A 23,818-nucleotide genomic window follows, 5' to 3' on the forward strand; every position below is an offset into this window, starting at 1 on the left:
AGATCACGGTCACGGGTTCGCCAGCCTACGGGTCCGTAGGTTGTCCCCAGGCTCTCGACCGGACACACGCGCGGCGTCCCGATCGGGTTCATCGCGAGGCGATCCAGCCTCCGCCTTCCGGCTGTGTCCGTGACCACCCCGCCCGGACGTCGGTTGTCGGCACTGGTCACACGTGCTGTCATTGGCGTATGTCCGCTGCCGAGGAGCTGCTGCGATCGAGAGGCCTGCGCGTCACGCGACCGCGCCTCGCGGTGCTGGACGTGCTGGCCGGCGGCGGCCACCTGGAGGTCGACGAGATCACCCGGCAGGTCCGCGAACGCCTCGACTCGGTCTCCACCCAGGCGGTCTACGACGTGCTGGGGGCGCTGTCCCGGGCCGGGCTGTCCCGCCGGATCGAGCCAGCCGGCAGCCCCGCCCGCTACGAGGCGCGTACCGGTGACAACCACCACCACGTGGTCTGCCGGGGCTGCGGCGAGATCGCCGACATCGACTGCACGGTGGGCAGCGCTCCCTGCCTGGAGGCGAACGTCGCGCACGGCTTCGAGGTGGACGAGGCGGAAGTGACGTTCTGGGGTCTCTGCCCGGGCTGCCAGGCCCGCCGCTCCGCCGACAGCTGACCCGGCCCGAGCCGCCGGGAGGTGACCGGCGAGGTCGGCCCGCCCGTGGCACTCTTGGGCGGTGGACTCCGATGACCTCGGTCTCTTCGGTCCGGGTTCGGTCACGTGGAAGGTGCACGAGGAGCCGATCCTGATCGTCGCCGGCCTGCGCTCGCTCTACCTCCAGGCGTTGCACCCGCTGGCGATGGCCGGGGTCGCGCAGAACAGCAACTACCGCACCGACGCCTGGGGCCGCCTGGTCCGCACCGCCACCTACGTGGCGACCACCGTCTACGGGACCACCGCCGAGGCGGAGGCAGCCGGAGCGCGGCTGCGCCGGCTGCACGGCCGGATGCGGGCCACCGACCCGCTCACCGGCGAGGAGTTCCGGATCGACGATCCGGACCTGCTGCGCTGGGTGCACGTCACCGAGGTCGAGTCGTTCCTCAGCACGGCCCGCCGAGCCGGCCTGCCGCTCACCGACGATGAGGTGGACGGCTACTACACCGAGCAACGCCGCTCCGCCGCGCTGGTCGGCCTGGACCCGACGAGCGTCCCGGGCACCGCCGCCGAGGTGGCGGCGTACTACCGCGCCGTGCGGCCGGAGCTGCGGATGACCCGGGAGGCCGCCGAGACCGCGCTCTTCCTCACCGCCCCGCCGCTGCCGTGGAAGCTCAGCCTGCCGGCCCGGCTGGGGCTCACCCTCGGGCCACCACGCTGGGCGTACCTGGGGATCGCCGGGACCGCGCTCGCGCTGCTGCCGGCCTGGGCCCACCGGATGTACGGCGGGCTCGGACTGCCCACCACCGCCCTGACGGCGGACCTGACCGTGCGCGCCCTGCGGCTGGCGCTCGGCGCGGTGCCCCGCCGCTACATCGAGGGACCGTTGTTACAGGCCGCGAAGCAGCGGGCCGAACGGCTCACCGCCACCCCGCTGGCCGGCTGACCCAACCGACCCCCGCCAAGCCGGGGGTCAGCCGTCGGCGGACCGGTCCATTGCCGCCCACGGCTCCTTGCCCGGCGTCTGCGCCCCCGTCGGACAGTGACGCCGGAAGTCGCACCAGCCACAACGGGAGCCGGGCGCCACCGGGAACGCCTCATCCGGGTCGCCGCCGTCGGCGACCGTCCGCTCGGCCACCATGATGTCGCGCGCCGTCTCCTCGGCCCGCGTCAACTGCCGGGCCAGCGACTCGACGGTGTGGTCATGGGCGGCGACGGTGCCGGTCGGCAGGTGGTGCAACTCCACCCGACGGCACGGCCGGCGGAACACCCGCTCGGCCGCGTACGCGTAGAGCGCCAGCGCCTGCGAGCCCCGGGCGTCGTCCGTGTCCAGCCCGGTCCGGCCCGTCTTGTAGTCGACGATGACCAGCTCCTGGCCGTCCGGCCCGGGGCGGGAGTCGATGCGGTCGGCTCGACCGTTGAAGGCCAGCACCGCGGTCTTGACCGCCACCACCCGCTCCACGCCGAGCGGGTCGGCCTCCGGCTCCAGCGTCTCGACGTACGCCTCCAGCCAGCCCAACGCCCGCCGGTAGGCGGCCCGCTCCTGCTCGTCGTCGCGGTAGCCCTCGCGGACCCAGGTGCCCTTGAGCAGGGCGGCCAGCGCCTCAGGGCGGCGCCGGTCGGCGGGCAGCGCATACCAGTTTTTCAGGGCGGTGTGCACGCTGGCGCCGAGCGAGTTGTGCGCCCACGGCGGGCCCTTGGGCGGGGCCGGCCGGTCGACGTAGGAGTAGCGGTAGCGGCGCGGGCAGTCCGCGTACGCGCCGAGCTTGCTCGGGGTGCAGACGAAGAGCCGCTCCGGCATGCCCTCGAAGCCGAGCTGCTCGGCGCCGCCGGCGCGCTGCTGTGGGGCCCGGCCGCCAGCGGCGGGTCGTCCGGCTGAAGAGGCTCTTCGCACGCCTGCGATCCTGCCATCCACCCCCGACATCGCGAGTGTCCCGGGTCAGGTCATGTTCATGTACTGCGTGACGAAGGCGGCCACCGCGTCGGCGATGAGCTGCACGGCGATCGCGGCCAGCAACAGGCCGGCGATCCGGGTCAGCACCTCGATCCCGCCGGGGCGCAGGATCTTCACGATGCCACCGGAGAAGCGCAGCACGATCCAGACCGCGACCATCACGGCGAGGATCGCCGCGGCGATGGCGGTGAAGTCGCCCAGCCCGTCGGCCTGCTGGACGAAGAGCATGGTCGCGACGATGGCGCCGGGGCCGGCCAGCAGCGGGGTGCCCAGCGGCACCAGCGCGATGTTCGAGGTGGCCTGCTGACTGGGGTCGTCGGTCTTGCCGGTCAGCAGTTCCAGGGCGACCAGAATGAGCAGCAGCCCACCTGCCGCCTGCAGGGCCGGCAGGTCCACGTGCAGGTAGTCGAGCAGGGTCTGCCCGGCCACCGCGAAGACCACGATCACGCCGAGCGCCAACGCGACCGCCTGCCAGGCTGCCCGGTTGCGGTCCCGGGCCGTCAGCGGGCCGGTCAGCGCAAGGAAGATCGGCATCATGCCCGGCGGGTCGGTGATCACCAGCAGGGTCACGAAAACCTCGCCGAACAGCTTCAGATCCACGTGATCAACCTAGCCGCGCCACTGTCGGCCCAAACCGGGATCAGCCCGAAGCGACCTCGGTCACCCCGGCGGCGACGATCCGCTCGTACGCCTCGACGCTGGTGGTGAACGCGCCGAGCTGGACGGTCTTGTGGGTGCCGTGGAAGTCCGAGGAGCCGGTGACCAGCAGGCCCAGCTCGGCGGCGAGCCCCCGTACGTGCGCCTGCTCGGCCGGGCTGTGGTCCTCGTGGTCGGCCTCCAGGCCGGCCAGCCCGGCGGCGGCCAGCTCGGCGATCAGCTCGTCGGGCACCACCCGGCCGCGTCGGGTGGCTCGTGGATGGGCGAAGACCGGCACGCCGCCGGCCTCCCGGACCAGCCGGATCGCCCGGAACACGTCGATGTCCTCCTTGGGCAGCCGGTACCGCTCGCCCAGCCAGTCCGGGCCGAACGCCTCGCGGGTGTTGCCGACCAGGCCGGCCCGGATCAGCGCCTGCGCGATGTGCGGCCGACCCACCGTGCCGCCGCCCGCGCCGGCCAGGATGTCCGCCCAGCTCACGTCGATACCGTCGGCGCGCAGCAGCGTGACGATCCGTTCGCCCCGCTCCTCGCGGGCGACCCGCACCCGGGCCAGCTCGGCGACCAGCTCCGGGTGGTCCGGGTCGAACAGGTACGCCAGCAGGTGCAACGGCACCGCCGGCTGCACGCCGGACCAGCGACAGGACAGCTCCGCACCCCGGATCAGGCGCAGCCCGGGTGGCAGCGCCCGCACGGCCGGAGCCCAGCCGGCGGTGGTGTCGTGGTCGGTGATCGCCAGCACGTCCAGCCCGGCGTGCGCGGCCGCACGGACCAGTTCGGCCGGGCTCAGCGTGCCATCGCTGGCCGTCGAGTGGGCGTGCAGGTCGATCCGCGGGGACGGGCCGGTACGCGAGGTCACCGCTCGACGCTATCGAGGACCGCCGAGCCGGGCGCGCCGAGGTCCACCGAGCGCGACCGGTGGAGGTCAGGAGCCGGTCACCAGCACCGGCCGATCCCCCGGCTGCACGCCGGGCACCGGGGTCGGGTCGGCCAGCTTGCCGGACCGCACCCGGTCGACGTTGACCCGGACCACGTTGCCGGCGCCGTCGACGTAGGTGGCGTCCGAGGCGGTCGTCCAGGCGATCTCGCCGGTAACCGGCGGGCCTGCTGGTACGGCGGTCACGTCCGGCCCGAGCCGTTGCAGGTCGACCAGCAGGGACCCGCTGGCCTTGCCGACCGACCCGTTCACCAGCAGCCATCGCCCGTCGGCCGAGATTCCACCAGCTCCGTCCGGGCTCAGCTCCGGGCCACAGCCGGTGAGCACCGGCTTCAGGCCACGCTTCGGGTCGAGCATCGCCAGGCAGGTCCTGGCCGGGTCGCCCGTGGACACCTGACCGACCAGCCGTCCGTCGGGCAGCGCGCCGTAGACGTTCAGCGTGCTCCGGTCGGTGCCCGCGGTGAGCTGTCCGACGCCCGGCCGCCACAGGATGTGGCCCGCATCGTCCGGGTTGAGCCGCACCAGCACGCTGTCGCCGATGAATCGGACCGGCTCCGCGTTGGTCGGCATGGGCGTGCGCACCGGCCCGATGAGCTGGGTGCCCACCACCCCCGCCACCAGCAGGCCGGTGCCGTCGCGCCAGGCGACCTGGCGACCGTCGGGTGCCACGACGATCGAGCCCGCGCCGGCCAGCAGCACCTGCACCAACCCGTCGCGCTGCGCCACCCAGAGGGAGCGGCCGGCGGTGGTCGGCGCGCCGACCACCAACCAACCACCGCCGCTGGGCAGCAGGTGGGCGCGCTCCGCCGGGCCGACGCCGGGCAGTTCCAGGCGCCCACCGCTCACGCTGATCAGCGTCGCGCCGGCCAGCACGTCCACGGACGTCCCGGGTGTAGGCGCGGCGACGGAAGCCGTGGCCGAGGGAATCGGCCGGCCCGACGGGTTCGGGTCACCGATCACGACGATGGGTGTGCCTTGCCGGCCAGGGTCGTCGACGAGTTGCGCCATGCCGGTGCTGACCAGCACGGTGGCGACTGCCGCGAGGGCGAGGCCGGCACCGGTACGCCGGCGCCGGATCCGCTTCGCTCGGCGGATGGCCTGACCGGCCGGGTCGGCGCTCAGTGGGCGGGCGACGGCGACCTGGTGCGAGAGGGTCTCCCGCACCGCCCCTTCCAGCTCGTCACGTCGCACGTGGTAAGGACGCGGCGGGTGGCCCGTCAGGTTGTCGGACCGGCCCGGGATTGCGTTCACCGCTGCTCACCGGAGCCCGTGCCGACGGGCACGGCCGCCGGGGCTGCGGGCATCTCGACCGGCACTTCGGCTTGGCGGGGCACGGCCGGACGGGGCACGGCCGCGCGGGGCGTGGCCGGACGAGGTGCGGCTCGGCCGGACGCCGTCCGGGGCTGCCTGGCCGCGGCGGCTCCGGTGGCGGGGGCTGGCCCGGTCGGGGCGCCCGCGCCGCCGGCCCGGTCGGTGCCGGCGGCCGTCCGGCGCTCGGTGGCGGACCCGCCGACCAGGTCCGGCGCGTCGGCTCCCATTCGCCGGCGCAGCGTGGACAGCGCCCGGGAGGCCTGGCTCTTCACCGTGCCCGGGGAGATGTCCAGCATCGCGGCGGTCTGCGCCTCCGACATGTCCTCGTAGTAGCGCAGCACCAGCACCGCCCGCTGCCGGTTGGGCAGCTCTCTGAGGTGCCGCCAGAGAAGGTCACGATCCAGTTGCTGTTCGATCTCGTCGACGCCGGCCCGCTCGGGCAGCACCTCGGTGGGGCGCTCACCGTGCCAGCGCCGCCGCCACCAACTCGTCGATGTATTGACCATCACGCGGCGGGCGTACGGCTCGACGGCCTCGATCCCGCCGAGCCGCTTCCACGCCAGGTAGGTCTTGGTCAGCGCCGTCTGGAGCAGGTCTTCGGCCGTGGCCCAGTCGCCGGTGAGCAGATACGCGGTGCGCAGCAGGGCGGCGGAGCGAGCCGCGACGAAGTCGCGAAACTCCTCCTCCAACGGGTCCCTGCTCGCCACCATCGCACCTCCGCGCCCCAGCCGTCCTGGCAGAGTGCCACGTCAGAGGCGCTCCGGTCCATGACGAAAGGTGCGCACTTGCTCCGATGTTCGGACGAAAACCTTCACGCCCCGTCGTCGGCCTTGGCCTCGTCGGCCTCCTTGCCCAGCCGGGCCTCGACCGCCTGCGGCTCGTACATCTCCTCGACCACTCGCAGGTAGAGCTCGTTCGGGTTGGGCAGGTTCTTGATCTCGCGCAGCGCCTGCTCCTGGCCGGCGGACTCCAGCACGAAGGTGCCGTAGTTGAGCGCCCGGCCGCTCGGCGTCTGCTCGTACTTCATGTCGGTGACCCGGACCAGCGGCATCATGGCGACCCGGCGGGTGATGATGCCGTTGACCACCATGACCCGCTTGTTGGTCAGAATGAACCGGTCATACCACCAGTCGGCGACCTTCCAGGCCACCCAACCCATCACCGCGAACCAGAGCAGCACGGCGATGGTGGTCAGCGCGCCCACGTTCTGCCCGGCGAGGAAGCCGGAGAGGTAACCGAGCACGAAGGTCGCCGCGATGCCGATCAACAGCGGGGTGGTGAGGTGGATCCAGTGCCGCTTCCACTCACCCCGGTAGCGCTCGGTGGGGAAGAGGTAGCGGGCGACCAGGGAGCTGGGCTCGTCCTCCAGTGGCAGCACCCGCCGGGGAGTCGAGCCGGTCGCGTCGGCGCGCAACCCGGCCAGCTCGTCCTCGGAGATCTGCGGCGGCTGGTAGCCGGCCTCTGGATCACGGATCCAGGCGCGACCGGAACGACCCTCGCCGGCATAGCCGGGCCCATCGCCGTAGCCGACGTCGTCCGATAGGGACGGACCGTCGGACAGGCCGGGCCCGGCACCGTAGCCCGGGCCGTCATCTGGCCCGATCCGCGGAATCGGCTCGGTGTCGCGCTCCCGGCGGGCCCGATCGGGGTCGTCCGGGTCGAAGGGTGGACCGGAGGGGCTGCCCATCGACGGTTAGGCGACGAGGCTGGTGAAGAAGTCGCCGAACCCCTGGGCGATGTCGACGATCCCGCCGCCGAGCGACTTGAACACATCCGCCGCCGAGTTTGGCCGGTAGGCGACGAAGAAGATCAAGAATGCGATTCCGGCCCAGGTGAGGACCTTCTTGACCATGGCGGGCCATCCTCTCGCGCGGCGCCGGGTCCCATTACCGCAGCGGCACCCAGAGTATCAGTGTGGTGTCGTACAGTGAATATCTGCGACCGTTCTCCGTCAATCCGGAAGGATGTCAGGCCTCCCGGGCAGGTACGGGGACGGTGCGCCGTACACGAGTTCGGGCGGAGTCCACTCGGTCAGGTCGTGCAGCACGACATCTTCCGCGAGTAGGTGACCCGCACTCGCCGGCCAGGCTATCGCATGCAGCCACATTCCCCGAGCCTCGCCGGCGTACGCGCTTCGATCCGTCGGCGAATTCACCAGCCACAGTGGAGTTGGATGCCCGCCGACCCGGATCCGCGCCTGCCCGACGTGCTCGGGGTGACCTGGCCCGGGGTCGGCCAGCGCGTCGACCAACTCCGGCCCGGGGTCCGGACCGGCCAGGCCGGCCAGCCTGGTGCCCAGGCCCACGCCCGGCTCCTCGGCCACGAAAACCAGGTCCGCCGGGCCACCACCGAGCGGCGCCGGGCCGGCGCAGGCCACCGCAGTCGCCCGCACTCCCGTCCGGTCGTCCCCGGCGTACGCCACACCGGTCAGGGTCCAGCCGAGCGGTAGTGGCCACGGGCACCACAGCGGGGTACCGGGTGGACCCGCAGTCGCGGTGATCCGGTCCACCACGCTCGCCACGATCTCCGCTCCGATGTGCTCGGGCACGTGCAGCGGCGGCACCGGGCCGCAGCGCAGGCACCTCGATTCGGTGTGCATCAGATCCGGCGCCCGCACTGGGCCCCCGCATCTCGGACAACTCACCGCGACACTCACATCCCCACCGTCACCCCGGACCACCGGCACGTCAAGCCGGACCGTCCGATTCGGCACCGAGCGGGGGTCAGTCCGGCGGCGGGCCGGCGTGGGTACGGATCCAGGCGTGCATGGCGATGCCGCTGGCCACGCCCGCGTTGATCGACCGCGTGGAGCCGTACTGGGCGATGGAGTAAAGCTGGGCGCAGGCGGCGCGCGCCGGTTCGGAGAGACCGGGCCCCTCCTGGCCGAACAGCAGCACGCAGTCCCGCGGCAGGGTGCCGGTCTCCAGCGGGCGCGAGCCGGGCAGGTTGTCGATACCGAACACCGGCAGCCCTCGCTCGGCCGCCCAGCCGACGAACTCCTCGATCGTCTCGTGGTGCCGGACGTGCTGGTAGCGATCGGTCACCATGGCGCCGCGCCGGTTCCACCGACGCCGTCCGACGATGTGCACCTCGGCGGCGAGGAACGCGTTCGCGTTGCGGACCACCGTGCCGATGTTGAAATCGTGCTGCCAGTTCTCGATGGCGACGTGAAAGCCGTGCCGATGCAGGTCGAGGTCCGCGACGATCGCCTCGTGCCGCCAGTAGCGGTAGCGGTCGACCACGTTGCGCCGGTCCCCCTCGGCCAGCAACTGCGGGTCGTAGCGCGGGTCGTCCGGCGGGTCCCCCGGCCAGGGGCCCACGCCCACCTCGAACTGGTCGTCGGTCACGGTCATCAGAGGGTACGGACACCGCCGGCGCGTGCCACGCCGGCCTGCCGGTTCAGCCCAGCCCCAGCGCGCCACCGAGCCGGTCCAGGAAGCGCCGGTCGGCCGGGCTGGCCGGCTGGCCCGCCGGATGCTCGCGGGGGCCGGGCACCACCCGGCAGACCCGGGCCGCGACCGACTGCACCCACTGGCGGTACGCGGCGGAGTCGGCGGGGTCGGCGCGCCGGTGCAGGACCCGGACCGCCGCCCGGCAGGCCGCCAGCAGGTCCACGAGGTCGGTGAGCCGCTCGACAGGCGCCGGGGTGCCGTCGTGGCGGGCGTAGATGGCGGCGACCACCGCGCGGACCAGGTCGCTGTCGAACGCCCGGCCGGCGGCCACGGCATCCAGGCCGGCCAGGCCCGCCATGACCCCCCGTTCCGGACGGCCGGGACCGGGCGCGGCGGCGGCCACGAGGACCTGACCGGGCAGGCTGGTGAGCAGTTCCCACTCGGCGGCGGAGTAGACAGCGGTCGTCAAGGGTGCGGCTCGGCGGCCGGCAGAGGGCGGCTCTCCGGCGACGGAGTGGCTCATCGGAACCTCCGGCGTCAGCATATGCCCCGAAACGGGAAAAGGGCCCCTTCCCCAGCAGAACCTGATGCGGGGAAGGAGCCCGGGTCGGCGGAAGTCGATCCGCCGCGGTGCTCAGCGCGGCTCGGGGAAGCTGGGCCGCTCCGGGTCCACTCCGTCGGGGACGGCGCTGGCCGCGTACTCCCGCTTGGGGACCATGACCTTGCGGCGGAAGACGCAGACCATGGTGCCGTCCTGGTTGTAGCCGCGGGTCTCCACCGACACCACGCCCCGGTCGGGCTTGGAGCCGGACTCGCGCTTGTCCAGCACGGTGGTCTCGCCGTAGATGGTGTCGCCGTGGAAGGTGGGCGCCACGTGTCGCAGCGACTCGACCTCCAGGTTGGCGATCGCCTTGCCGCTGACATCCGGCACCGACATGCCGAGCAGCAGCGAGTAGATGTAGTTGCCGACCACGACGTTGCGCTTGAACTGGCTGGCCGTCTCGGCGTAGTGCGCGTCCATGTGCAGCGGGTGGTGGTTCATGGTGAGCAGGCAGAAGAGGTGGTCGTCGTACTCGGTGACGGTCTTGCCCGGCCAGTGCCGGTAGACCGCTCCGACCTCGAACTCCTCGTAGTAACGGCCGAACTGCATCCTGGTCCCCTTCGACGGGCGGCGATGGAGTTCGGCACAGCATGCCTTACCGGTGGTTAAGGCGACCCGTGGGGCGCGACCCCGGCGGAAATGTCACACCGGTCACTCGAACGGGGGGAGACGCAATGAGCGGCGGGGCCCTCCCCGGCACCCGCCGCCCACGCTCTGATGCGGAGAATTCTGCCCTACGGCACCGTAGGTTCGACAGAGACGGGAGTCACATTTACCTTTTTGTAACACTACTCTCCGTGGTCGAGGATGGGTTGATCAGCGATCTCTGCAGGCCGGATACCTCCTTGTCAAGGGGCAAGTTACCGATTCGTAGCGCTCGATCTAGTGGATCTCTTTGGAAGCGCTCCCATCACGGCAGGTCACGCAAGTGCGTCGTGCACTTGCGTTCGGCACATCGGAACGGACAGACGTCAGTCGATGACCCTCGGTGCCCCCAGGCAGCCCGGAGCACGTTTCGTGCCCGACCGCCCGGGAATTCGATACGGTCAGCCCTGGTTCTACGGGACGTAGATAAACCGCGGTGATCGGAGAGTGCAATGGCAACCGTTGAGCTGACCTCGACGAACTTCGACGAGGTGACCGGCAACGACGGCATCGTCCTGGTCGACTTCTGGGCCGACTGGTGTGGTCCGTGCAAGCGGTTCGCCCCGGTCTACGAGCGCTCCTCGGAGAAGCACCAGAACATCGTCTTCGGCAAGGTCGACACCGAGGCGCAGCAGGAGCTGGGCGCCAAGTTCGACATCCGCTCGATCCCGACGATCATGGCGATCCGCGACGGCGTCATCGTCTTCGCCCAGCCGGGAGCTCTCCCCGAGTCCGCGCTGGAGAACCTGATCGAGCAGGTCGAGGCGCTGGACATGGACGACGTCCGCAAGCAGCTGGCCGAGCACAAGCACTGAGCCGTCCCCGCGACGGCACGCGAGGCCGGGCCCGGTACGGGCCCGGCCTTCGTCGTACCCGGACGCGCGCCCGCCCGGTCGCCGACCCGGACAGCGGGAACTGACCGACGGAGGGAATCAACGCGGCCGGTAGATCCCGTATCGTCACGACCTGATGGAGAACTTGACCACCCGCGGGCGCGTGACCCGGCTGGGCGCGACCGCACTCGGTGCCGTCCTGCTGCTCGTCGGCACCCTGTGGGGCAGCGATGACGACTTCCCGTTCGGCCCGTTCCGGATGTACTCCACCTCCAACCCGCCGAACGCACCCGCCCCGGACACCCGGGTGGAGGGGGTGAGCAGCACCGGCGCCGTGATCGACCTCGGCCAGGAGGCGACCGGCATCCGCCGCGCCGAGATCGAGGGTCAGCAGGACCGGTACGCCGCCGAGCCGGCGCTGCTCGCCGAGGTCGCCGACGCGTACGCCGAACGCCACCCGGACGCCGCCACCCTGGTCGAGGTCCGCATCGTCATCCGCTGGCACGGCATCCGCGCCGGCCGCCCAACCGGCAAGCACACCGACGAGACCATCGTTCGTTGGCAGGCGCCCCGATGACCCGCTGGCTGACCGAGGCGGTGCCGCGAGGTCGGGTGGCGGCCTTCCGCACCCTGATCTACCTCTTCGTCGCCGCCGACCTGGTGATCTTCACTCCCTGGGTGCGCACCCGGGTCAGCGTGCCCGGCGAGCTGTACCAGCCACTGCTGGTCGGCCGGATGCTCCCGCTGCCCACGCCGACCCCGGCACTGGTGGCGGTGATCTTCTGGGCGCTGCTGCTGCTCGCCCTGCTCGCCGCGACCGGACGGGCGCCCCGGCTGCTCGGCTGGTCGGTCTGCGCGCTGTATCTGGAGTGGATGATCATCGCGATGAGCTACGGAAAGGTCGACCACGACCGGTTCGGGCTGCTCGTCGCGCTGGCCGTGCTGCCCACCGCCGGCCGGGCCCGGCACGGCGACACCACCCGCACCGAGGCCGGCGGCTGGGCGCTGCGGGTCACCCAGATCGCGGTGATCTGCACGTACTTCCTGGCCGCCTGGGCCAAGCTGCGCTTCGGCGGGCTGGACTGGCTGACCGGCTCAGTGCTGGCCCGGGCCATCATTCGGCGCGGCACCGATCTGGCGGACCTGATCGCCCAGGTGCCGTACCTGCTGATCGTCGCCCAGTTCGGCATCGTGGCCTTCGAGCTGTTCAGCCCGGTGATCTTCCTGCTGTCGGCCCGCTGGCGAGTGGCCATGGTCGGCTTCTTCTACTCGTTCCATGCGGTCACCATCGCGACCATCACCATCTCGTTCGCCCCGCACCTGGCCGCGATGACCAGCTTCCTGCCCCTGGAGCGGGTCCGCCCGCTGGTCTGGGCTCGCCGGCTCGCCGGCCGCCCCGCGCCAGCGAGCGGCGCGGTCGACGACCCGCCGGAGCCCGGCGCGGAACCGGACCCGGTGGGCGCCGGCACGGAGTCGGTGCCGCTCGGCGCTCAGCCCCCGGTGGTCGGGCGACCAGCAGGGCCGTAGAGCCGCTCCCGGGCCTCCTGCGGCAGGGCGCAGGCCGCCGTGCCGCCGGGCAGCCGGTGCCGGTTGCGCGCCACCCAGCGGTACACCGGCCAGGCCACGGCACGCGCCGGCGGGAACCGCAGGCCGGCCCCGGCGACCCGCCACACCGGACCACTCGCGGCGAGCAGCTTTCCGATGGCGTCCGGGCCGGCGGCGCGTGAGCCGTCCGCGCCGACCCATTGCACGGCCTCCTCGCACTCGGCGGCGGTGAGACCGAGCGCGTCCAGGTCGGCGAACTGCCACGGCACCACCCGCGCGGCGGTGGGGATCCGGCGTTCGATGAACTCCGCGCACCGGGTGCAGAACGCGCAGTCCCCGTCGTAGACGAAGGTCGACGTCTTCATGGTGTCCATCCTCCCCTCCCCGACCGCCCGAGCGGGCATCGGTGTCCGGTGGGTCACTTGCGCATCACTCGTACACGTGTTCGAATAGTGGCCATGCGCTGGGACAACCTCACCGCTCCCCCGGTTGAGGGAGACCCCGAGCGGGCAGCGCCAGCGACGCCACCCCTGCCGCTGGCGCTGCCCGGCGCCGTCGCCCGCACCTTCGACACCCCGGAGTTCGCCGGGATGACCTTCTACGAGGTGCGGGCCAAATCCATCATCAACCGGGTGCCCGGGCAGTCCCGCGTCCCGTTCGAGTGGACCATCAACCCATACCGGGGCTGCTCCCATGCATGTGTGTACTGCTTCGCGAGAAACACGCACACCTACCTCGACCTGGACGCCGGAGCGGACTTCGACCGGAAGGTGATCGTCAAGGTCAACGCCGGTGAGCTGGTCCGGCGGGAAATGGCCGCGCCGAAATGGCGGGGCGCGCACGTGGCGATGGGCACCAACGTGGACTGCTACCAGCGGGCCGAGGGGCGCTACCGGCTGATGCCGCAGATCATCGCGGCTCTGCGGGACTTCGCCAACCCGTTCTCGATCCTGACCAAGGGCACGCTGATCCTGCGGGACCTGCCCCTGCTGCGCGAGGCCGCCGAGGTGACCAGGGTCGGCATCTCCTACTCGGTGGGCTTCGTCGACGAGCAGCTCTGGCGCTCCGTCGAGCCGGGCACGCCGCACCCGCGTCGCCGGCTGGACGCGGTCCGGGCGCTCGCCGATGCCGGCTTCTCCGTCGGGGTGCTGATGGCCCCGATCCTGCCGGGGCTGAGCGACAGCGACGAATCGATCGACGCCACCGTGTCGGCGATCACCGCCGCCGGGGCGACCAGCGTGACCCCGCTGGCCCTGCACCTGCGTCCCGGGGCACGGGAGTGGTACGCGCACTGGCTGGCCCGGGAGTACCCACACCTCGTGCCCCGCTACCGCGAGCTCTACCGGGCCGGCTCCTACGCCCCACAGGCGTACCAGCGGGAGCTGACCGCTCGGGTGCGGATCGCGGCCCGCCGGCACGGGCTCCACCGTGGTGAGCAGGGCGACAACCGCCACCTGCCCGAGCCGCCCCCACCGCCGGCCGCCGCCGAGCAACTGACCCTGCTCTAGAACGAGGGCGGCGCTACAGTCGGCGGGTGCGTACCGCTCAGCAGATCCTCGCCGACTCCGCCGTGATCGCCGTCGTGGGCGCGTCCCGCGACCCGTTGAAGGCCGCGCACGGCGTGCCGTTGCAGATGCAGCAGTACGGGTGGCGGATCATCCCGGTCAACCCGACGGTCGACGAACTCTTCGGGGAGCGGGCGTACCCGACCCTCGCCGACATCCCGCACCCGGTCGACCTGGTGGACGTGTTCCGGCCGGCGGCCGACGCCGTGCAGGTGGTTCGGGACGCGGCGGCGATCGGCGCCCCGGCCGTCTGGTTGCAACTGGGCATCGTCTCGGCCGAGGCGCGGCGGATCGCCGAGGAGGCCGGAATGGACTACGTCGAGGACCGCTGCCTCATCGTCGAACGCGCCGCCGCCGGTCTGACCCGCCTCCCCTGACGGCTCCCGGACGGCGGACGTACTCTGCGGCCATGTCTCTGCCGCGGTCAGGTCGCCTGCCATCGCTGCGGGACGGAGTCTGGCCACGCCGGCTGCTGGCCCTGACCGTCGCGGTGTTGGTGGCGGCGGTGGTCGCCGCCGGCCTGTTCCGGGTGCCCCCGCTCTCCGGCGTGAGCTGGGTCGTCTGGCTGGCCTTCGGCGCCTGGCTGCTCGCGCAGCGGTGGTGGCCACGGCGGGACGGCCGGCTGCACTGGCGGGAGCGGGTCACAGGCCTGGACGCGGTCGAACCCGGCCTGGTGGCGCACCGGTCGCTCGCCGGCTGGGTCGACCTGGCCGCGGAGACGGTTTTGCTGATCGTGATCGGGGCGGGCCTGCTCGCCACACTGCCCCAGCACGGCTGGTGGGTCGAGGTTGCCCGACCGGTGCTCGCCGTCGGGGTCGCGGGGTGGCTCGGTCGGACGGCCTACGAGCAGGTGCGGTTCACTGGTCGGCTGGCGCTGACCGCCAGCGCGATCCGGCACGGCCGCCAGGTCCTGGACTGGGCGAACATCGACCGGGTCACCCCGCACCGGCGCGACGGCCGGCTGAACGGCGTACGGCTGCGGCTGACGGTCCGGCGATCACTGCAGCCCGCCCCGGTCGTTGGTGGCCGGGACACGGCGGTGCCGGAGGACCGGTTGATCGCCGCGATCGAGGAGTACCGGTTCCGGCCGCAGGAGTTGGCCAGGGAGCCGGCTGGCGCTAGGTCTTGCGGGGCACCAGGTTGACGACACGCGCCTCGGGCGGAACTCGGTTGCGTAATGACCGGTGGGTTTGAGTAGTGTTCGCGCCATGTCGAGCCCTGAGGCATCCAAGGTGGGGGCTTTCGGTCACGCCGTCAGCCCCCTGAACCACTGAGTTCATAGCTCGCTTCCCAGCAGCCTTCGCTGCATGGGTTCTTTCGCGCACCCTTGGGCGCTGGCCGCGGTGACGAGACGTCTCCTCGTTCTCTCTCACCTCGGAGCTCTTGATGCCTCTACCGCTCTACCTGCTTGCCGTGGCGGTCTTCGCCATGGGCACCTCGGAGTTCATGCTCGCCGGACTGGTGCCGGACATCGCCACAAGCCTCGACGTGTCGGTCGGGGCCGCCGGGCTTCTGACCTCGGCGTTCGCCGTCGGGATGATCGTCGGCGCACCGCTGATGGCGGCGCTCGCGCGCCGGTGGCCTGCCCGGGCCAGCCTGCTGGGCTTCGTGCTGGTTTTCGCCATGGCCCACGTCGTGGGCGCCCTCACGGCGAGCTTCGCGGTTCTGCTTGTCACCCGGGTGGTCGCCGCCGGGGCCAACGCGGGCTTCCTGGCCGTGGCACTGAGCACGGCGGCCACGCTCGTCGCAGCTGATCAGAAAGGGCGCGCGCTGGCGGTGCTGCTCTCGGGTACGACGGTGGCCACCATCGCTGGAGTTCCCGGCGGTGCGGTGCTCGGCACGGTGCTTAGCTGGCGGGCAACCTTCTGGGCGATCGCATTGCTCTGCCTTCCCGCTGCCTTCGGCGTCGTGAAGGGCATCCCGGCGCGTGTCGGAAAGACCCCTCGGGACACTCCGGCCGACTCGTCTCTTCGGGACGAGATCGCCCAGCTCGCGATGCCCCGGCTGGTCCTGGTCATGCTGCTCGGTGCCCTAGCCAACGCTGCCACCTTCGCCACGTTCACCTTCCTGGCACCGATCGTGACCGACACCGCCGGCCTGGGCGAGCTGTGGGTTTCGGTCGTGCTGGTGCTCTTTGGTGCTGGGTCCTTCGTCGGCGTCACCCTCGCGGGACGGCTCTCCGATCAGCGTCCCGGCATCGTGATCGCAGTTGGTGGCCCCTTGCTGTTGCTCGGCTGGGTCGCGTTGGCGACGCTGGCTGCCCAACCGGTGGCGCTTCTGCTCCTCGTGTTCGTGCAGGGCACGCTTTCCTTCGCGTTGGGCAGCACCCTGATCGCCAGAGTGCTCTACGAGGCAGCGGGCGCTCCCACCATGGGAGGGTCGTATGCGACCGCGGCGCTTAACATCGGTGCTGCTAGCGGCCCCGTCGTTGCAGCAGCGACCCTCGGGACCAATGCCGGCGACCTCGGCCCGGTGTGGGTCAGCGGCCTCCTGGTTACGGTCGCACTGCTCATCGCCCTGCCCCTCCGGCGATTCATCGCACCCCGCGTCGGCCAGGTGATTCGATGACCCACGCGAACGCCCCGTTGAGGTCGAGGGACGGCGGCGACTCATCGAGCGCTGCCGAACTCGCCCTATCGCTCATGTTGCCGCCGAGATGGGATCTCGCGGGCCTGTGCCAGCAAGTGGGTCAAGGCTGCCGGCCGAGCGAAGTCTGTGGGCGCCAAGGCGTCGCATCCGCGGCGGTCGCGGGTGATGGTGCGCGGAGCGTGACTTAGGTTCAAGGAGTCGTTGCAACACCGGCTTGTTGGATAGATCTTAGGTGATCGTCGAGGGCTTCTGCGGGGGTCTTCCAGCCCAGGGCCTTTCGTGGCCGGCTGTTGAGGGCGGCGGCGACGGCGTCGAGGTCGGTGATGCTGTGTCGGGATAGGTCGGTTCCCTTGGGGAAGTACTGCCGTAGCAGACCGTTGGTGTTCTCGTTGGTTCCGCGTTGCCATGGACTGTGGGGGTCGCAGAAGTAGACCTCGATCCCGGTGTCCAGGCGCAGCCGCGCGTGCTGGGTCATCTCCGATCCCTGATCCCAGGTCAGCGATCGGCGTAGTTGCTCGGGCAGGGTGGTGATCTGGCCGGCGATCGCGTCGCGGACCGCCTCAGCACCGTGTCCGGCCAACGGCGGGCCGTTCTTCACGACCGGTTGCTGGCCGTGTCCTTCCATGCGGGGTAGGTGCAGCAGCATCGTGAAGCGGGTGGTGCGCTCGACCAGCGTGCCGATCGCGGACCGTTGCAGGCCGATGATCAGGTCGCCTTCCCAGTGCCCCGGGACAGCGCGGTCGTCGGCTTCGGCCGGCCGTTGACTGATCATGACTTCGGGGCTGAGGAAGTGCTGGCCCCGCCTGCGGGTCCGGGCCTGCGGCACCCGCAAAGCTCGTCCGGTGCGCAGGCACGCCGTCAGCTCCCGGCGCAGCGTGCCGCGGCCTTGAACGTAGAGCGACTGGTAGATCGCCTCGTGCGAGATCCGCATCGACTCATCATCGGGGAAGTCCAGCCGCAGCCGGCGGCTGATCTGCTCCGGGCTCCACGCGGTGCCCCAGCGACGGTCGGCGCGACGTCCGTGGCGGCGTCCCTTCCACGGCACGTTCGGACCTGGAATCGGCCGGCCCTCGCCGTCAGTGACCGCCCCGGCAAGCCGTTCCTGAACATAGTCGCGCAGCCGCTGGTTAGCGGCGAGCTTGGCGACCTTCGGCCGACGGCCGCGGCGTTCGGCATGCCACTGCGCGACCGAGGCCCGATACTCCAGCCGACCGCAACGGGTGGCCGCGTTGCGGCGCAGCTCCCGCGAGATCGTCGACGCATCACGGCCGATGAGCCGGGCAATCTCACGCACGCCCTTGTCCTGGGCCTTGAGCAGCGCAATCTCCTCCCGCTCGGCGATCGACAGGTACCGGCCTGACGGCGGCTTGAGACACAGCGGCGGCATGCCGCCACCGTGACGGAACCACCGTCCGCCCACCGGCTGCGACACACCGCAGGCCAGCGCGGCTTCCTCGCTCGACAAGCCTTCGGCGATCCGCCGCCAGAACTGTCGCTGGACATCCCTGGCGTTCAGGTCCGGCCGTCCTGGTGACCGCATCGCCGGTCGACCCGTCATCGCGGTCACCCAGCCCGGTGGTCTCCCCATTCGCACACCCCTTGATCGAGGTGTTGCGACGACCACTGGAATCCGCCTGATACCCCAGAGTCATATTGATACCTCAGAGTCATCACGCTCGAGACCGACAGACCGGGCGCGGATCAGAGCTTGTACTCCTTGAGCAGGCCGCGGGAGATGATGGTCTTCTGGATCTCCGAGGTGCCCTCGCCGATGAGCAGGAACGGGGCCTCCCGCATCAGCCGCTCGATCTCGTACTCCTTGGAGTAGCCGTAGCCGCCGTGGATGCGGAACGCCTCCTGGACCACCTCGGCGCAGTACTCGGAGGCGAGCAGCTTGGCCATTCCGGCCTCGACATCGTTGCGCTGGCCGGCGTCCTTGAGCCGGGCGGCGTTGACCATGAGGGCGTGCGCGGCCTCGATCTTCGTGCCCATCTCGGCGAGCTTGAAGGCGATGGCCTGGTGCTTGGCGAGCGGCTGGCCGAAGGTCTTGCGCTGCTGGGCGTAGCCGACCGCCAATTCGAAGGCGCGGATGGAGATGCCGCAGGCGCGGGCGGCGACGTTGACGCGACCCACCTCGATGCCGTCCATCATCTGGTAGAAGCCCCGGCCCACCTTGTCGGCGCCGCCGAGGATCGCCGAGTCGGGCACGGTCACGCCGTCGAGCACCATCTCGGTGGTCTCGACGCCCTTGTAGCCCATCTTTTCGATCTTGCCGGGGATGGTCAGCCCGGGTGCGGTCTCGCCGAAGCCCGGCTCCTTCTCCAGCAGGAAGGTGCTCATGTTGCCGTACACCGACTCGGCGCCGGTGTCGGTCTTGACCAGGGTGGCCACCACGGAGGAGTACGCCCCGTTGGTCAGCCACATCTTCTGTCCGTTGAGCACGTAGCGGTCGCCGTCGCGGACCGCGCGGGACTTGATCGCCGAGACGTCGGAGCCGGTCTCCGGCTCGGACATCGAGAAGGCGCCGCGCACCTCGCCGGTGGCCATCTTCGGCAGCAGCCGGGCCTTCTGCTCGGCCGAGCCGTGCTGGGAGATCAGGTACGCCACGATGAAGTGGGTGTTGACGATGCCGGAGATCGACATCCAGCCCCGGGAGAGCTGTTCCACCACCAGCGCGTAGGTGAGCAGCGACTCGCCCAGCCCGCCGTACTCCTCGTCGATGGTGAGGCCGAACAACCCCATCTCGCGCATCCCGTCAAGGATGTCGGTGGGGTACTCGTCGGCGTGCTCCAGCCGCTGGGCGTGCGGGATGATCTCCTTGTCGGCGAACTCCCGGACGGTCTCCAGGATCGACCGCTGCACATCGGTGAGGCCGGGTGTCTGGGCGAGTCGGGCCATCTCAGCCTCCGGGGATCAGCGCACTACTGATGGGTAACTGAACGCTGGGTCAGTATCGGCCTCCGGGGCCGGCGAGGCCAAGGTGACCAGTCCACACAACCGCTGTGAAAAGGTTCACCGCTGCGGGTAGCGTCCGGCAAGAGGGACTTTTCCGGCACCGGCAGGAGGAGGACAGCCGTGAGCTACCCGCCGCCGTCGGGACCGCCCGGGGACGAGCAGCCGCCGTCACCCTACGAGCCACCCCGGGACCAGTCGCCCTACGCGCCGCCGCCGGCAGGCCAGTCGCCGTACCCTCCGCCGCCGGACCAGTCGTCGTTCGGGCCGCCGGAGCGCTCACCGTACGGCCCACCCGCGGACGACCCGTCGCCGTACGGGCAGCAGGGGCCGCACCAGCCGGCGCAGCCGCCGTACCCCCCGCAGGGCCCCTACGGTCAGTACGGCCCCCCGTCGTCCGGACCAGGTCGAGGCACCAACGTGCTGGCGATCCTGTCGCTGGTGTTCGCCTTCGTGTTCCCGCCGGCCGGCGCCGTCCTCGGCCATGTGGCCAAGCGGCAGATCCGGACCAGCGGCGAGGAGGGCGACCAGCTCGCCACCTGGGGGCTGATCCTCGGCTACGTCTTCACCGGGCTCACCCTGCTGGCCTGCTGTGGCTGGCTGGCCCTGGTCCTCATCGGCAACACCGGCGACAGCGGCGGCTACTGAACGGCGACGAACGCCCTACGACGTGAACCGGACCGATCAGCGGAACCGGGCCTCGCGGACGCTGTTGCCGCCGTCCACCACCAGCATCTGGCCGGTGATGTACGAGGCGGCCGGCGAGCAGAGGAAGCTGATGGCGGCGGCGACCTCGTCCGGGGTGCCCGGTCGACCGACCGGCGTGCCCAGCCCCTGCTTGATCTCGGCCATCGTGGACGCCGCGGTGTAGATGGTGCCGGGCGCCACCGCGTTCACGGTCACCCCGTCGGCGATCATCTCCATGGCCAGTGCCCGGGTCAGCCCGACCACCCCGGCCTTCGCCGCCGCGTACGCGGCCTCGGTGGGCAGGGCGTTGACCGGGCCGGCGGTGGCCGACAGGTTGACGATCCGCCCCCAGCCCCGCTCGGCCATCCCGCCGATGAAGGCTCGGCTGCACAGGAATGCGGTGGTCAGGTTGCGGTCGATCTCGCCGCGCCACTCGTCGTAGCTGAGCTGCGCGACCGGTCGCAGCACCTCCGGACTGGCCCGGCTGGCGAGGCCGGCGTTGTTGACCAGCACCTCGACGTCGCCCAACTGCTCGGCGACCGCGTCGGCCAGCGCGCCGACCTCGGACTCGTCGGTCAGGTCCGCGACGAAACCGGTCACCCCCAGCTCGGTGGCCCGCTCGTGGATGCGCCGGGTGGTGGAGACGATGGCCACCCGGGCGCCCAGGTCCGCGAGTCGGCGGGCCGTGGCGTACCCGATGCCGTCCGGGCTGCCCGCCCCGGTCACCAGGGCAACCCGCCCGTCGAGCCGCATGGTCACCGGGTCGGTGAGCGGTACCGGCTCGTCGGGGCCGGGGGAGCCGGCCGGTGTGGCCGCGCGGCCACGCCGGGCCACACCCGGGCGGCTGACGTCCCGCCTCGGTCGACCGCCGGAACGATCCGCGGCTCGCGCGTCGATTGCCATGCCAGGATCCTGCCCGTTGCGACCGGCCCGGGCAACGCGGCACCCGGTAGCAGGGGCATCGGGTTTCGCCGCCGCTGGCTACCCTGACGGGCGCACCCGACCTGACGGAGAGTTCGCATGACCAATCCCCCACCGCCCGGCGGCTGGACCGATCCCACGTGGTCGGGTCCGCAGTCGAGCCCACCGGTCGACCCGACCCTCGTGGCCGGGCAGCCGGTGCCCACCCAAGCCGGCCCCGCGGACCCGTACGCGCCGGTCGACCCGTACGCCGGTGGGCAGCTGCCGCCGGGGCAGCCCATGCCCGGCTACGCCCAGCCCGGATACGCCCCGCCCGGATACGCCCAGCCCGGATACGCCCAGCCCGGCTATCCGCCGCAGTACCCCGGCTACGGCTACCCGCCTCCGCCGAAGACCAACGGGATGGCCCTCGCGGCGTTCGTGCTGGCCCTGCTCGGCTTCACGTCCTGCATCACCGCGCCGGTCGGCGCGATCCTCGGTCACGTGGCGCGCAAGCAGATCCAGGCCAGTGGCGAGGGCGGTGAAGGGATGGCGAAGGCAGCCATCATCATCGGCTGGATCCTCACCGGGCTGTTGGTGGTGGTGATCGCCTTCTACATCGCCGCGATCGTCTTTGCGGTCACGACGAGTGCCGGCAGCGACAGCAGCAGCTACTGATCAATGGGCGGGCCGGCGTACCGGGGCCGGGACGACAGCCGCTGGCGGTCGTCCCGGCCCAGCGCACTCACTCCGCCTGTGGGGTGAACGACGAGGTACGGCTCATGCCGGCGGCCCGGCCCTTGGCGGAGACCACCAGCGCCATCTTGCGGGACGCCTCGTCGATCATCTCGTCGCCGAGCATCACCGCGCCGAGCCGGCCACCGGCCTCCGAGGTGTAGTGCTCGTAGGCGTCCAGGATGAGCTCGGCGTGGTCGTAGTCGGACTGCGCCGGCTGGTAGACCTCGTTGGCGGCGTCGATCTGGCCCGGGTGCAGCACCCACTTGCCGTCGAAGCCCAGCGCCGCCGAGCGCTTGGCCACCTCGCGGAAGGCGTCCACGTCCCGGATCTGCAGGAACGGGCCGTCGATGGCCTGCTTGTCGTGCATCCGAGCGGCCATCAGGATCCGCATCAGGATGTAGTGGTACGGGTCGCCCGGGTAGTCCGGGATCAGCGCGCCGACCACCAGCGACTTCATGTTGATCGAGGCCATGAAGTCGGCCGGGCCGAAGATGATGGTCTCCACCCGGGGCGAGGCGGCGGCGATGGCGTCCACATTGACCAGACCGGCGGCGTTCTCGATCTGCGCCTCGATACCGATCCGGCCGACCTCCAGGCCGAGCGTCTTCTCGATCTGGGTGAGCGTCAGGTCCAGCCACTGCACCTGAGCGGCGGTCTGCACCTTCGGCAGCATGATGCAGTCCAGGTTCGCGCCGGCGCCCTCGACCACCTCGATGACGTCGCGGTAGGTCCACGGGGTGGTCAGGTCGTTGACCCGGACGACCCGGGTCTTGCCGGCCCAGTCACCCTCGTTGAGCGCGGCCACGATGTTCTTGCGCGCATCCGGCTTGGCCAGCGGGGCGACGGCGTCCTCCAGGTCGAGGAAGACCTGGTCGGCCGGGAGTCCCTGCGCCTTGCCGAGCATCTTGACGCTGGAACCCGGTACGGCGAGGCAGGACCGACGGGGACGACCGACTGCGGCCATGGATGGACTCCTTCCAGCGTCCGGCGGGCACGCCGACGCCACCTGATGACAGATCCGAGAAACTTAACGATCCCAAAGGGCGTGGTGACGCCACGGTAACCTCGCGCCATGACCGGGGTGAATGGACCTGTGGAAGATCTCACTGAGCGTCGACTGGTGGTGGTGACCGGGGCCAGCTCCGGCATTGGGCTGGCCGCCGCCGTCAACCTGGCGTGCCGTGGTGACCGGTTGGTGCTGGTCGGGCGGGACCCGGCCCGCTTGCAGGCCGCGGCGGAACGGGTACGGGAGAACTCGGGCGAGCGTCCGGAGCTGTTCCGGGCCGACTTCGCGGTGCTGGATGACGTGCGCCGCCTCGCCGAGCGGCTGCGGGAGGCGTACGACCGGATCGACGTGCTGGCCAACAACGCGGGTGCGATCGCGCTCCAACCGCTCACCACCGTCGACGGCTTCGAGCTGTCGATCCAGGCCAACCACCTGGCCCCGTTCCTGCTGACCAACCTGCTCGCCGACCGGATCGGCCGGATCGTGGTCACCGCCTCCGGAGCGCACCGCAGCGGCGCGTTGGACCCGGACGACCTGAACAAGCCGCTGCGCCGCTACCGGCCGCTGGTCGCGTACGGCACCAGCAAGCAGGCGAACATCCTGTTCACCGCCGAGGCGGCCCGCCGTTGGCCGGACATCCCGGCACACAGCTTCCACCCGGGAGTGGTGCGGACCCGGTTCGCCAACGACAGTCGGGTGGTCGCCCTCGGCATGCGGATCCTGCCGTTCCGCAGCCCCGAGAAGGGCGCCGAGACCCTCGTCTGGCTCGCCAACCAGGCCCCGGCTCGACTGGTCGACGGTGGCTACTACGCCGACCGTCGGCTGCGCCAGCCGTACCGCAAAGCCGCCGATCCGCAGCTCGCGGCCCGACTCTGGGCGGCCAGCGCCAAGGCCGTCGGCATCGCCGAATAGG

General features: G+C 71.3%; 28 protein-coding genes and 1 pseudogene. 13 read left to right on the top strand and 16 right to left on the bottom strand.

The window, feature by feature from the left end; all coding sequences use genetic code 11:
- The first annotated feature begins 188 nt into the window (after positions 1-188).
- Positions 189-617 (top strand): Fur family transcriptional regulator, encoded by a 429-nt coding sequence (locus OG990_RS26005; protein ID WP_328423248.1) that lies wholly within the window; start codon positions 189-191, stop codon positions 615-617.
- Between the two features lie 61 nt (positions 618-678).
- Positions 679-1,542 (top strand): oxygenase MpaB family protein, encoded by an 864-nt coding sequence (locus OG990_RS26010; RefSeq protein WP_328423246.1) that lies wholly within the window; start codon positions 679-681, stop codon positions 1,540-1,542.
- A gap of 27 nt (positions 1,543-1,569) precedes the next feature.
- On the opposite strand, the gene OG990_RS26015 is transcribed toward OG990_RS26010, so the two are convergent.
- The 11 genes from OG990_RS26015 to OG990_RS26065 form a co-directional block, all read right to left on the bottom strand.
- A complete protein-coding gene (locus tag OG990_RS26015; protein WP_406081884.1) occupies positions 1,570-2,397 on the bottom strand; it encodes a RecB family exonuclease in 828 nt (275 codons plus the stop codon).
- Between the two features lie 138 nt (positions 2,398-2,535).
- A complete protein-coding gene (locus OG990_RS26020) occupies positions 2,536-3,150 on the bottom strand; it encodes a MarC family protein (RefSeq protein WP_328423242.1) in 615 nt (204 codons plus the stop codon).
- 40 nt (positions 3,151-3,190) lie between these two features.
- Complete coding sequence (locus OG990_RS26025; RefSeq protein WP_386985321.1) at positions 3,191-4,063, bottom strand: PHP domain-containing protein; 873 nt, start codon at positions 4,061-4,063, stop codon at positions 3,191-3,193.
- Between the two features lie 66 nt (positions 4,064-4,129).
- Positions 4,130-5,332 (bottom strand): hypothetical protein, encoded by a 1,203-nt coding sequence (locus OG990_RS26030; RefSeq protein WP_328423238.1) that lies wholly within the window; start codon positions 5,330-5,332, stop codon positions 4,130-4,132.
- A 56-nt stretch (positions 5,333-5,388) separates the two neighbouring features.
- Positions 5,389-6,162 (bottom strand): SigE family RNA polymerase sigma factor, encoded by a 774-nt coding sequence (locus OG990_RS26035; protein WP_406077461.1) that lies wholly within the window; start codon positions 6,160-6,162, stop codon positions 5,389-5,391.
- A 101-nt stretch (positions 6,163-6,263) separates the two neighbouring features.
- Complete coding sequence (locus tag OG990_RS26040; protein WP_328423235.1) at positions 6,264-7,139, bottom strand: PH domain-containing protein; 876 nt, start codon at positions 7,137-7,139, stop codon at positions 6,264-6,266.
- Positions 7,140-7,145: 6 nt separating this feature from the next.
- On the bottom strand, positions 7,146-7,304 hold the full coding sequence (locus OG990_RS26045; RefSeq protein WP_165942702.1) for a hypothetical protein: 159 nt from the start codon (positions 7,302-7,304) through the stop codon (positions 7,146-7,148).
- 99 nt (positions 7,305-7,403) lie between these two features.
- Entirely contained in the window at positions 7,404-8,165 is a 762-nt protein-coding gene (locus OG990_RS26050; RefSeq protein WP_386985326.1) for a DUF6758 family protein, read from the bottom strand.
- Positions 8,166-8,175: 10 nt separating this feature from the next.
- Complete coding sequence (locus OG990_RS26055) at positions 8,176-8,799, bottom strand: RNA methyltransferase (RefSeq protein WP_328426273.1); 624 nt, start codon at positions 8,797-8,799, stop codon at positions 8,176-8,178.
- Positions 8,800-8,851: 52 nt separating this feature from the next.
- Positions 8,852-9,367, bottom strand: a complete 516-nt coding sequence (locus OG990_RS26060) for a hypothetical protein (RefSeq protein ID WP_328423230.1) — start codon at positions 9,365-9,367, stop codon at positions 8,852-8,854.
- Positions 9,368-9,478: 111 nt separating this feature from the next.
- Complete coding sequence (locus tag OG990_RS26065; protein WP_145786186.1) at positions 9,479-9,994, bottom strand: MaoC family dehydratase; 516 nt, start codon at positions 9,992-9,994, stop codon at positions 9,479-9,481.
- Between the two features lie 548 nt (positions 9,995-10,542).
- Here OG990_RS26065 and trxA point away from each other — a divergent pair.
- The 3 genes from trxA to OG990_RS26080 all read left to right on the top strand — a co-directional run bounded on the left by trxA (position 10,543) and on the right by OG990_RS26080 (position 12,450).
- Positions 10,543-10,905, top strand: coding sequence for a thioredoxin (gene trxA / locus OG990_RS26070; protein WP_124771302.1), 363 nt, complete (start codon positions 10,543-10,545; stop codon positions 10,903-10,905).
- Positions 10,906-11,059: 154 nt separating this feature from the next.
- Positions 11,060-11,500, top strand: a complete 441-nt coding sequence (locus tag OG990_RS26075; RefSeq protein ID WP_355602271.1) for a hypothetical protein — start codon at positions 11,060-11,062, stop codon at positions 11,498-11,500.
- A complete protein-coding gene (locus OG990_RS26080) occupies positions 11,497-12,450 on the top strand; it encodes an MFS transporter permease (protein WP_406077462.1) in 954 nt (317 codons plus the stop codon). The genes OG990_RS26075 and OG990_RS26080 overlap by 4 nt, the downstream gene beginning before the upstream one ends.
- Here OG990_RS26080 and OG990_RS26085 read toward each other — a convergent pair.
- Entirely contained in the window at positions 12,414-12,833 is a 420-nt protein-coding gene (locus tag OG990_RS26085) for a thiol-disulfide oxidoreductase DCC family protein (RefSeq protein ID WP_406077463.1), read from the bottom strand. The two genes, OG990_RS26080 and OG990_RS26085, sit on opposite strands and share 37 nt — an antisense overlap.
- Before the next feature lie 93 nt (positions 12,834-12,926).
- On the opposite strand from OG990_RS26085, the gene OG990_RS26090 reads away from it, so the two are divergent.
- The 5 genes and pseudogenes from OG990_RS26090 to OG990_RS26110 all read left to right on the top strand — a co-directional run.
- Entirely contained in the window at positions 12,927-13,976 is a 1,050-nt protein-coding gene (locus OG990_RS26090) for an Rv2578c family radical SAM protein (protein ID WP_406077465.1), read from the top strand.
- Between the two features lie 26 nt (positions 13,977-14,002).
- Positions 14,003-14,410, top strand: coding sequence for a CoA-binding protein (locus OG990_RS26095; protein ID WP_328423217.1), 408 nt, complete (start codon positions 14,003-14,005; stop codon positions 14,408-14,410).
- 32 nt (positions 14,411-14,442) lie between these two features.
- Entirely contained in the window at positions 14,443-15,177 is a 735-nt protein-coding gene (locus OG990_RS26100; protein ID WP_406077466.1) for a hypothetical protein, read from the top strand.
- A gap of 242 nt (positions 15,178-15,419) precedes the next feature.
- Positions 15,420-16,601 carry a Cmx/CmrA family chloramphenicol efflux MFS transporter gene (locus OG990_RS26105; RefSeq protein ID WP_406077468.1) on the top strand — a complete coding sequence of 394 codons (1,182 nt, stop codon included), beginning with the start codon at positions 15,420-15,422 and terminating at the stop codon, positions 16,599-16,601.
- Positions 16,598-16,724: pseudogene (locus OG990_RS26110) on the top strand (IS481 family transposase); the annotation flags it as partial. The gene OG990_RS26105 and the pseudogene OG990_RS26110, both read left to right, overlap by 4 nt.
- 88 nt (positions 16,725-16,812) lie before the next feature.
- On the opposite strand, the gene OG990_RS26115 reads toward OG990_RS26110, so the two are convergent.
- Both OG990_RS26115 and OG990_RS26120 read right to left on the bottom strand, forming a co-directional pair.
- The gene (locus OG990_RS26115; protein WP_406077293.1) at positions 16,813-18,210 is read right to left on the bottom strand and encodes an IS30 family transposase; all 1,398 of its coding nucleotides are present in this window, start codon (positions 18,208-18,210) and stop codon (positions 16,813-16,815) included.
- 113 nt (positions 18,211-18,323) lie between these two features.
- Positions 18,324-19,520: an acyl-CoA dehydrogenase family protein gene (locus OG990_RS26120; protein WP_328423211.1), complete on the bottom strand. Its 1,197-nt coding sequence runs from the start codon at positions 19,518-19,520 to the stop codon at positions 18,324-18,326.
- Between the two features lie 177 nt (positions 19,521-19,697).
- Here OG990_RS26120 and OG990_RS26125 point away from each other — a divergent pair, with 177 nt between their 5' ends.
- Entirely contained in the window at positions 19,698-20,222 is a 525-nt protein-coding gene (locus OG990_RS26125; RefSeq protein ID WP_355602261.1) for a DUF4190 domain-containing protein, read from the top strand.
- Between the two features lie 36 nt (positions 20,223-20,258).
- Here OG990_RS26125 and OG990_RS26130 read toward each other — a convergent pair whose 3' ends face one another.
- Positions 20,259-21,095 carry an SDR family NAD(P)-dependent oxidoreductase gene (locus OG990_RS26130; protein WP_328426269.1) on the bottom strand — a complete coding sequence of 279 codons (837 nt, stop codon included), beginning with the start codon at positions 21,093-21,095 and terminating at the stop codon, positions 20,259-20,261.
- A gap of 186 nt (positions 21,096-21,281) precedes the next feature.
- Between OG990_RS26130 and OG990_RS26135 the strand changes: the two genes are divergently transcribed.
- Positions 21,282-21,839 (top strand): DUF4190 domain-containing protein, encoded by a 558-nt coding sequence (locus OG990_RS26135; RefSeq protein ID WP_406077469.1) that lies wholly within the window; start codon positions 21,282-21,284, stop codon positions 21,837-21,839.
- 67 nt (positions 21,840-21,906) lie between these two features.
- On the opposite strand, the gene OG990_RS26140 is transcribed toward OG990_RS26135, so the two are convergent.
- Positions 21,907-22,863, bottom strand: coding sequence for an HpcH/HpaI aldolase/citrate lyase family protein (locus tag OG990_RS26140; protein WP_406077470.1), 957 nt, complete (start codon positions 22,861-22,863; stop codon positions 21,907-21,909).
- 129 nt (positions 22,864-22,992) lie between these two features.
- Here OG990_RS26140 and OG990_RS26145 point away from each other — a divergent pair, with 129 nt between their 5' ends.
- Positions 22,993-23,817 carry an SDR family NAD(P)-dependent oxidoreductase gene (locus tag OG990_RS26145; RefSeq protein WP_328426267.1) on the top strand — a complete coding sequence of 275 codons (825 nt, stop codon included), beginning with the start codon at positions 22,993-22,995 and terminating at the stop codon, positions 23,815-23,817.
- Position 23,818 lies beyond the last annotated feature (1 nt).

The sequence above is a fragment of the Micromonospora sp. NBC_00858 genome (genome assembly GCF_045207365.1).
Classification (GTDB): domain Bacteria; phylum Actinomycetota; class Actinomycetes; order Mycobacteriales; family Micromonosporaceae; genus Micromonospora.

Bases quoted from the DNA above. Each gene is read 5' to 3' on its own strand.
- OG990_RS26005 (WP_328423248.1), top strand. From the start codon at position 189: ATGTCCGCTGCCGAGGAGCTGCTGCGATCGAGAGGCCTGCGCGTCACG.
- OG990_RS26015 (WP_406081884.1), bottom strand. From the start codon at position 2,397: ATGCCGGAGCGGCTCTTCGTCTGCACCCCGAGCAAGCTCGGCGCGTAC.
- OG990_RS26035 (WP_406077461.1), bottom strand. From the start codon at position 6,162: ATGGTGGCGAGCAGGGACCCGTTGGAGGAGGAGTTTCGCGACTTCGTC.
- OG990_RS26040 (WP_328423235.1), bottom strand. From the start codon at position 7,139: ATGGGCAGCCCCTCCGGTCCACCCTTCGACCCGGACGACCCCGATCGG.
- OG990_RS26045 (WP_165942702.1), bottom strand. From the start codon at position 7,304: ATGGTCAAGAAGGTCCTCACCTGGGCCGGAATCGCATTCTTGATCTTC.
- OG990_RS26060 (WP_328423230.1), bottom strand. From the start codon at position 9,367: ATGAGCCACTCCGTCGCCGGAGAGCCGCCCTCTGCCGGCCGCCGAGCC.
- OG990_RS26065 (WP_145786186.1), bottom strand. From the start codon at position 9,994: ATGCAGTTCGGCCGTTACTACGAGGAGTTCGAGGTCGGAGCGGTCTAC.
- trxA (WP_124771302.1), top strand. From the start codon at position 10,543: ATGGCAACCGTTGAGCTGACCTCGACGAACTTCGACGAGGTGACCGGC.
- OG990_RS26075 (WP_355602271.1), top strand. From the start codon at position 11,060: ATGGAGAACTTGACCACCCGCGGGCGCGTGACCCGGCTGGGCGCGACC.
- OG990_RS26080 (WP_406077462.1), top strand. From the start codon at position 11,497: ATGACCCGCTGGCTGACCGAGGCGGTGCCGCGAGGTCGGGTGGCGGCC.
- OG990_RS26085 (WP_406077463.1), bottom strand. From the start codon at position 12,833: ATGAAGACGTCGACCTTCGTCTACGACGGGGACTGCGCGTTCTGCACC.
- OG990_RS26090 (WP_406077465.1), top strand. From the start codon at position 12,927: ATGCGCTGGGACAACCTCACCGCTCCCCCGGTTGAGGGAGACCCCGAG.
- OG990_RS26100 (WP_406077466.1), top strand. From the start codon at position 14,443: ATGTCTCTGCCGCGGTCAGGTCGCCTGCCATCGCTGCGGGACGGAGTC.
- OG990_RS26105 (WP_406077468.1), top strand. From the start codon at position 15,420: ATGCCTCTACCGCTCTACCTGCTTGCCGTGGCGGTCTTCGCCATGGGC.
- OG990_RS26115 (WP_406077293.1), bottom strand. From the start codon at position 18,210: ATGGGGAGACCACCGGGCTGGGTGACCGCGATGACGGGTCGACCGGCG.
- OG990_RS26120 (WP_328423211.1), bottom strand. From the start codon at position 19,520: ATGGCCCGACTCGCCCAGACACCCGGCCTCACCGATGTGCAGCGGTCG.
- OG990_RS26135 (WP_406077469.1), top strand. From the start codon at position 21,282: ATGACCAATCCCCCACCGCCCGGCGGCTGGACCGATCCCACGTGGTCG.
- OG990_RS26140 (WP_406077470.1), bottom strand. From the start codon at position 22,863: ATGGCCGCAGTCGGTCGTCCCCGTCGGTCCTGCCTCGCCGTACCGGGT.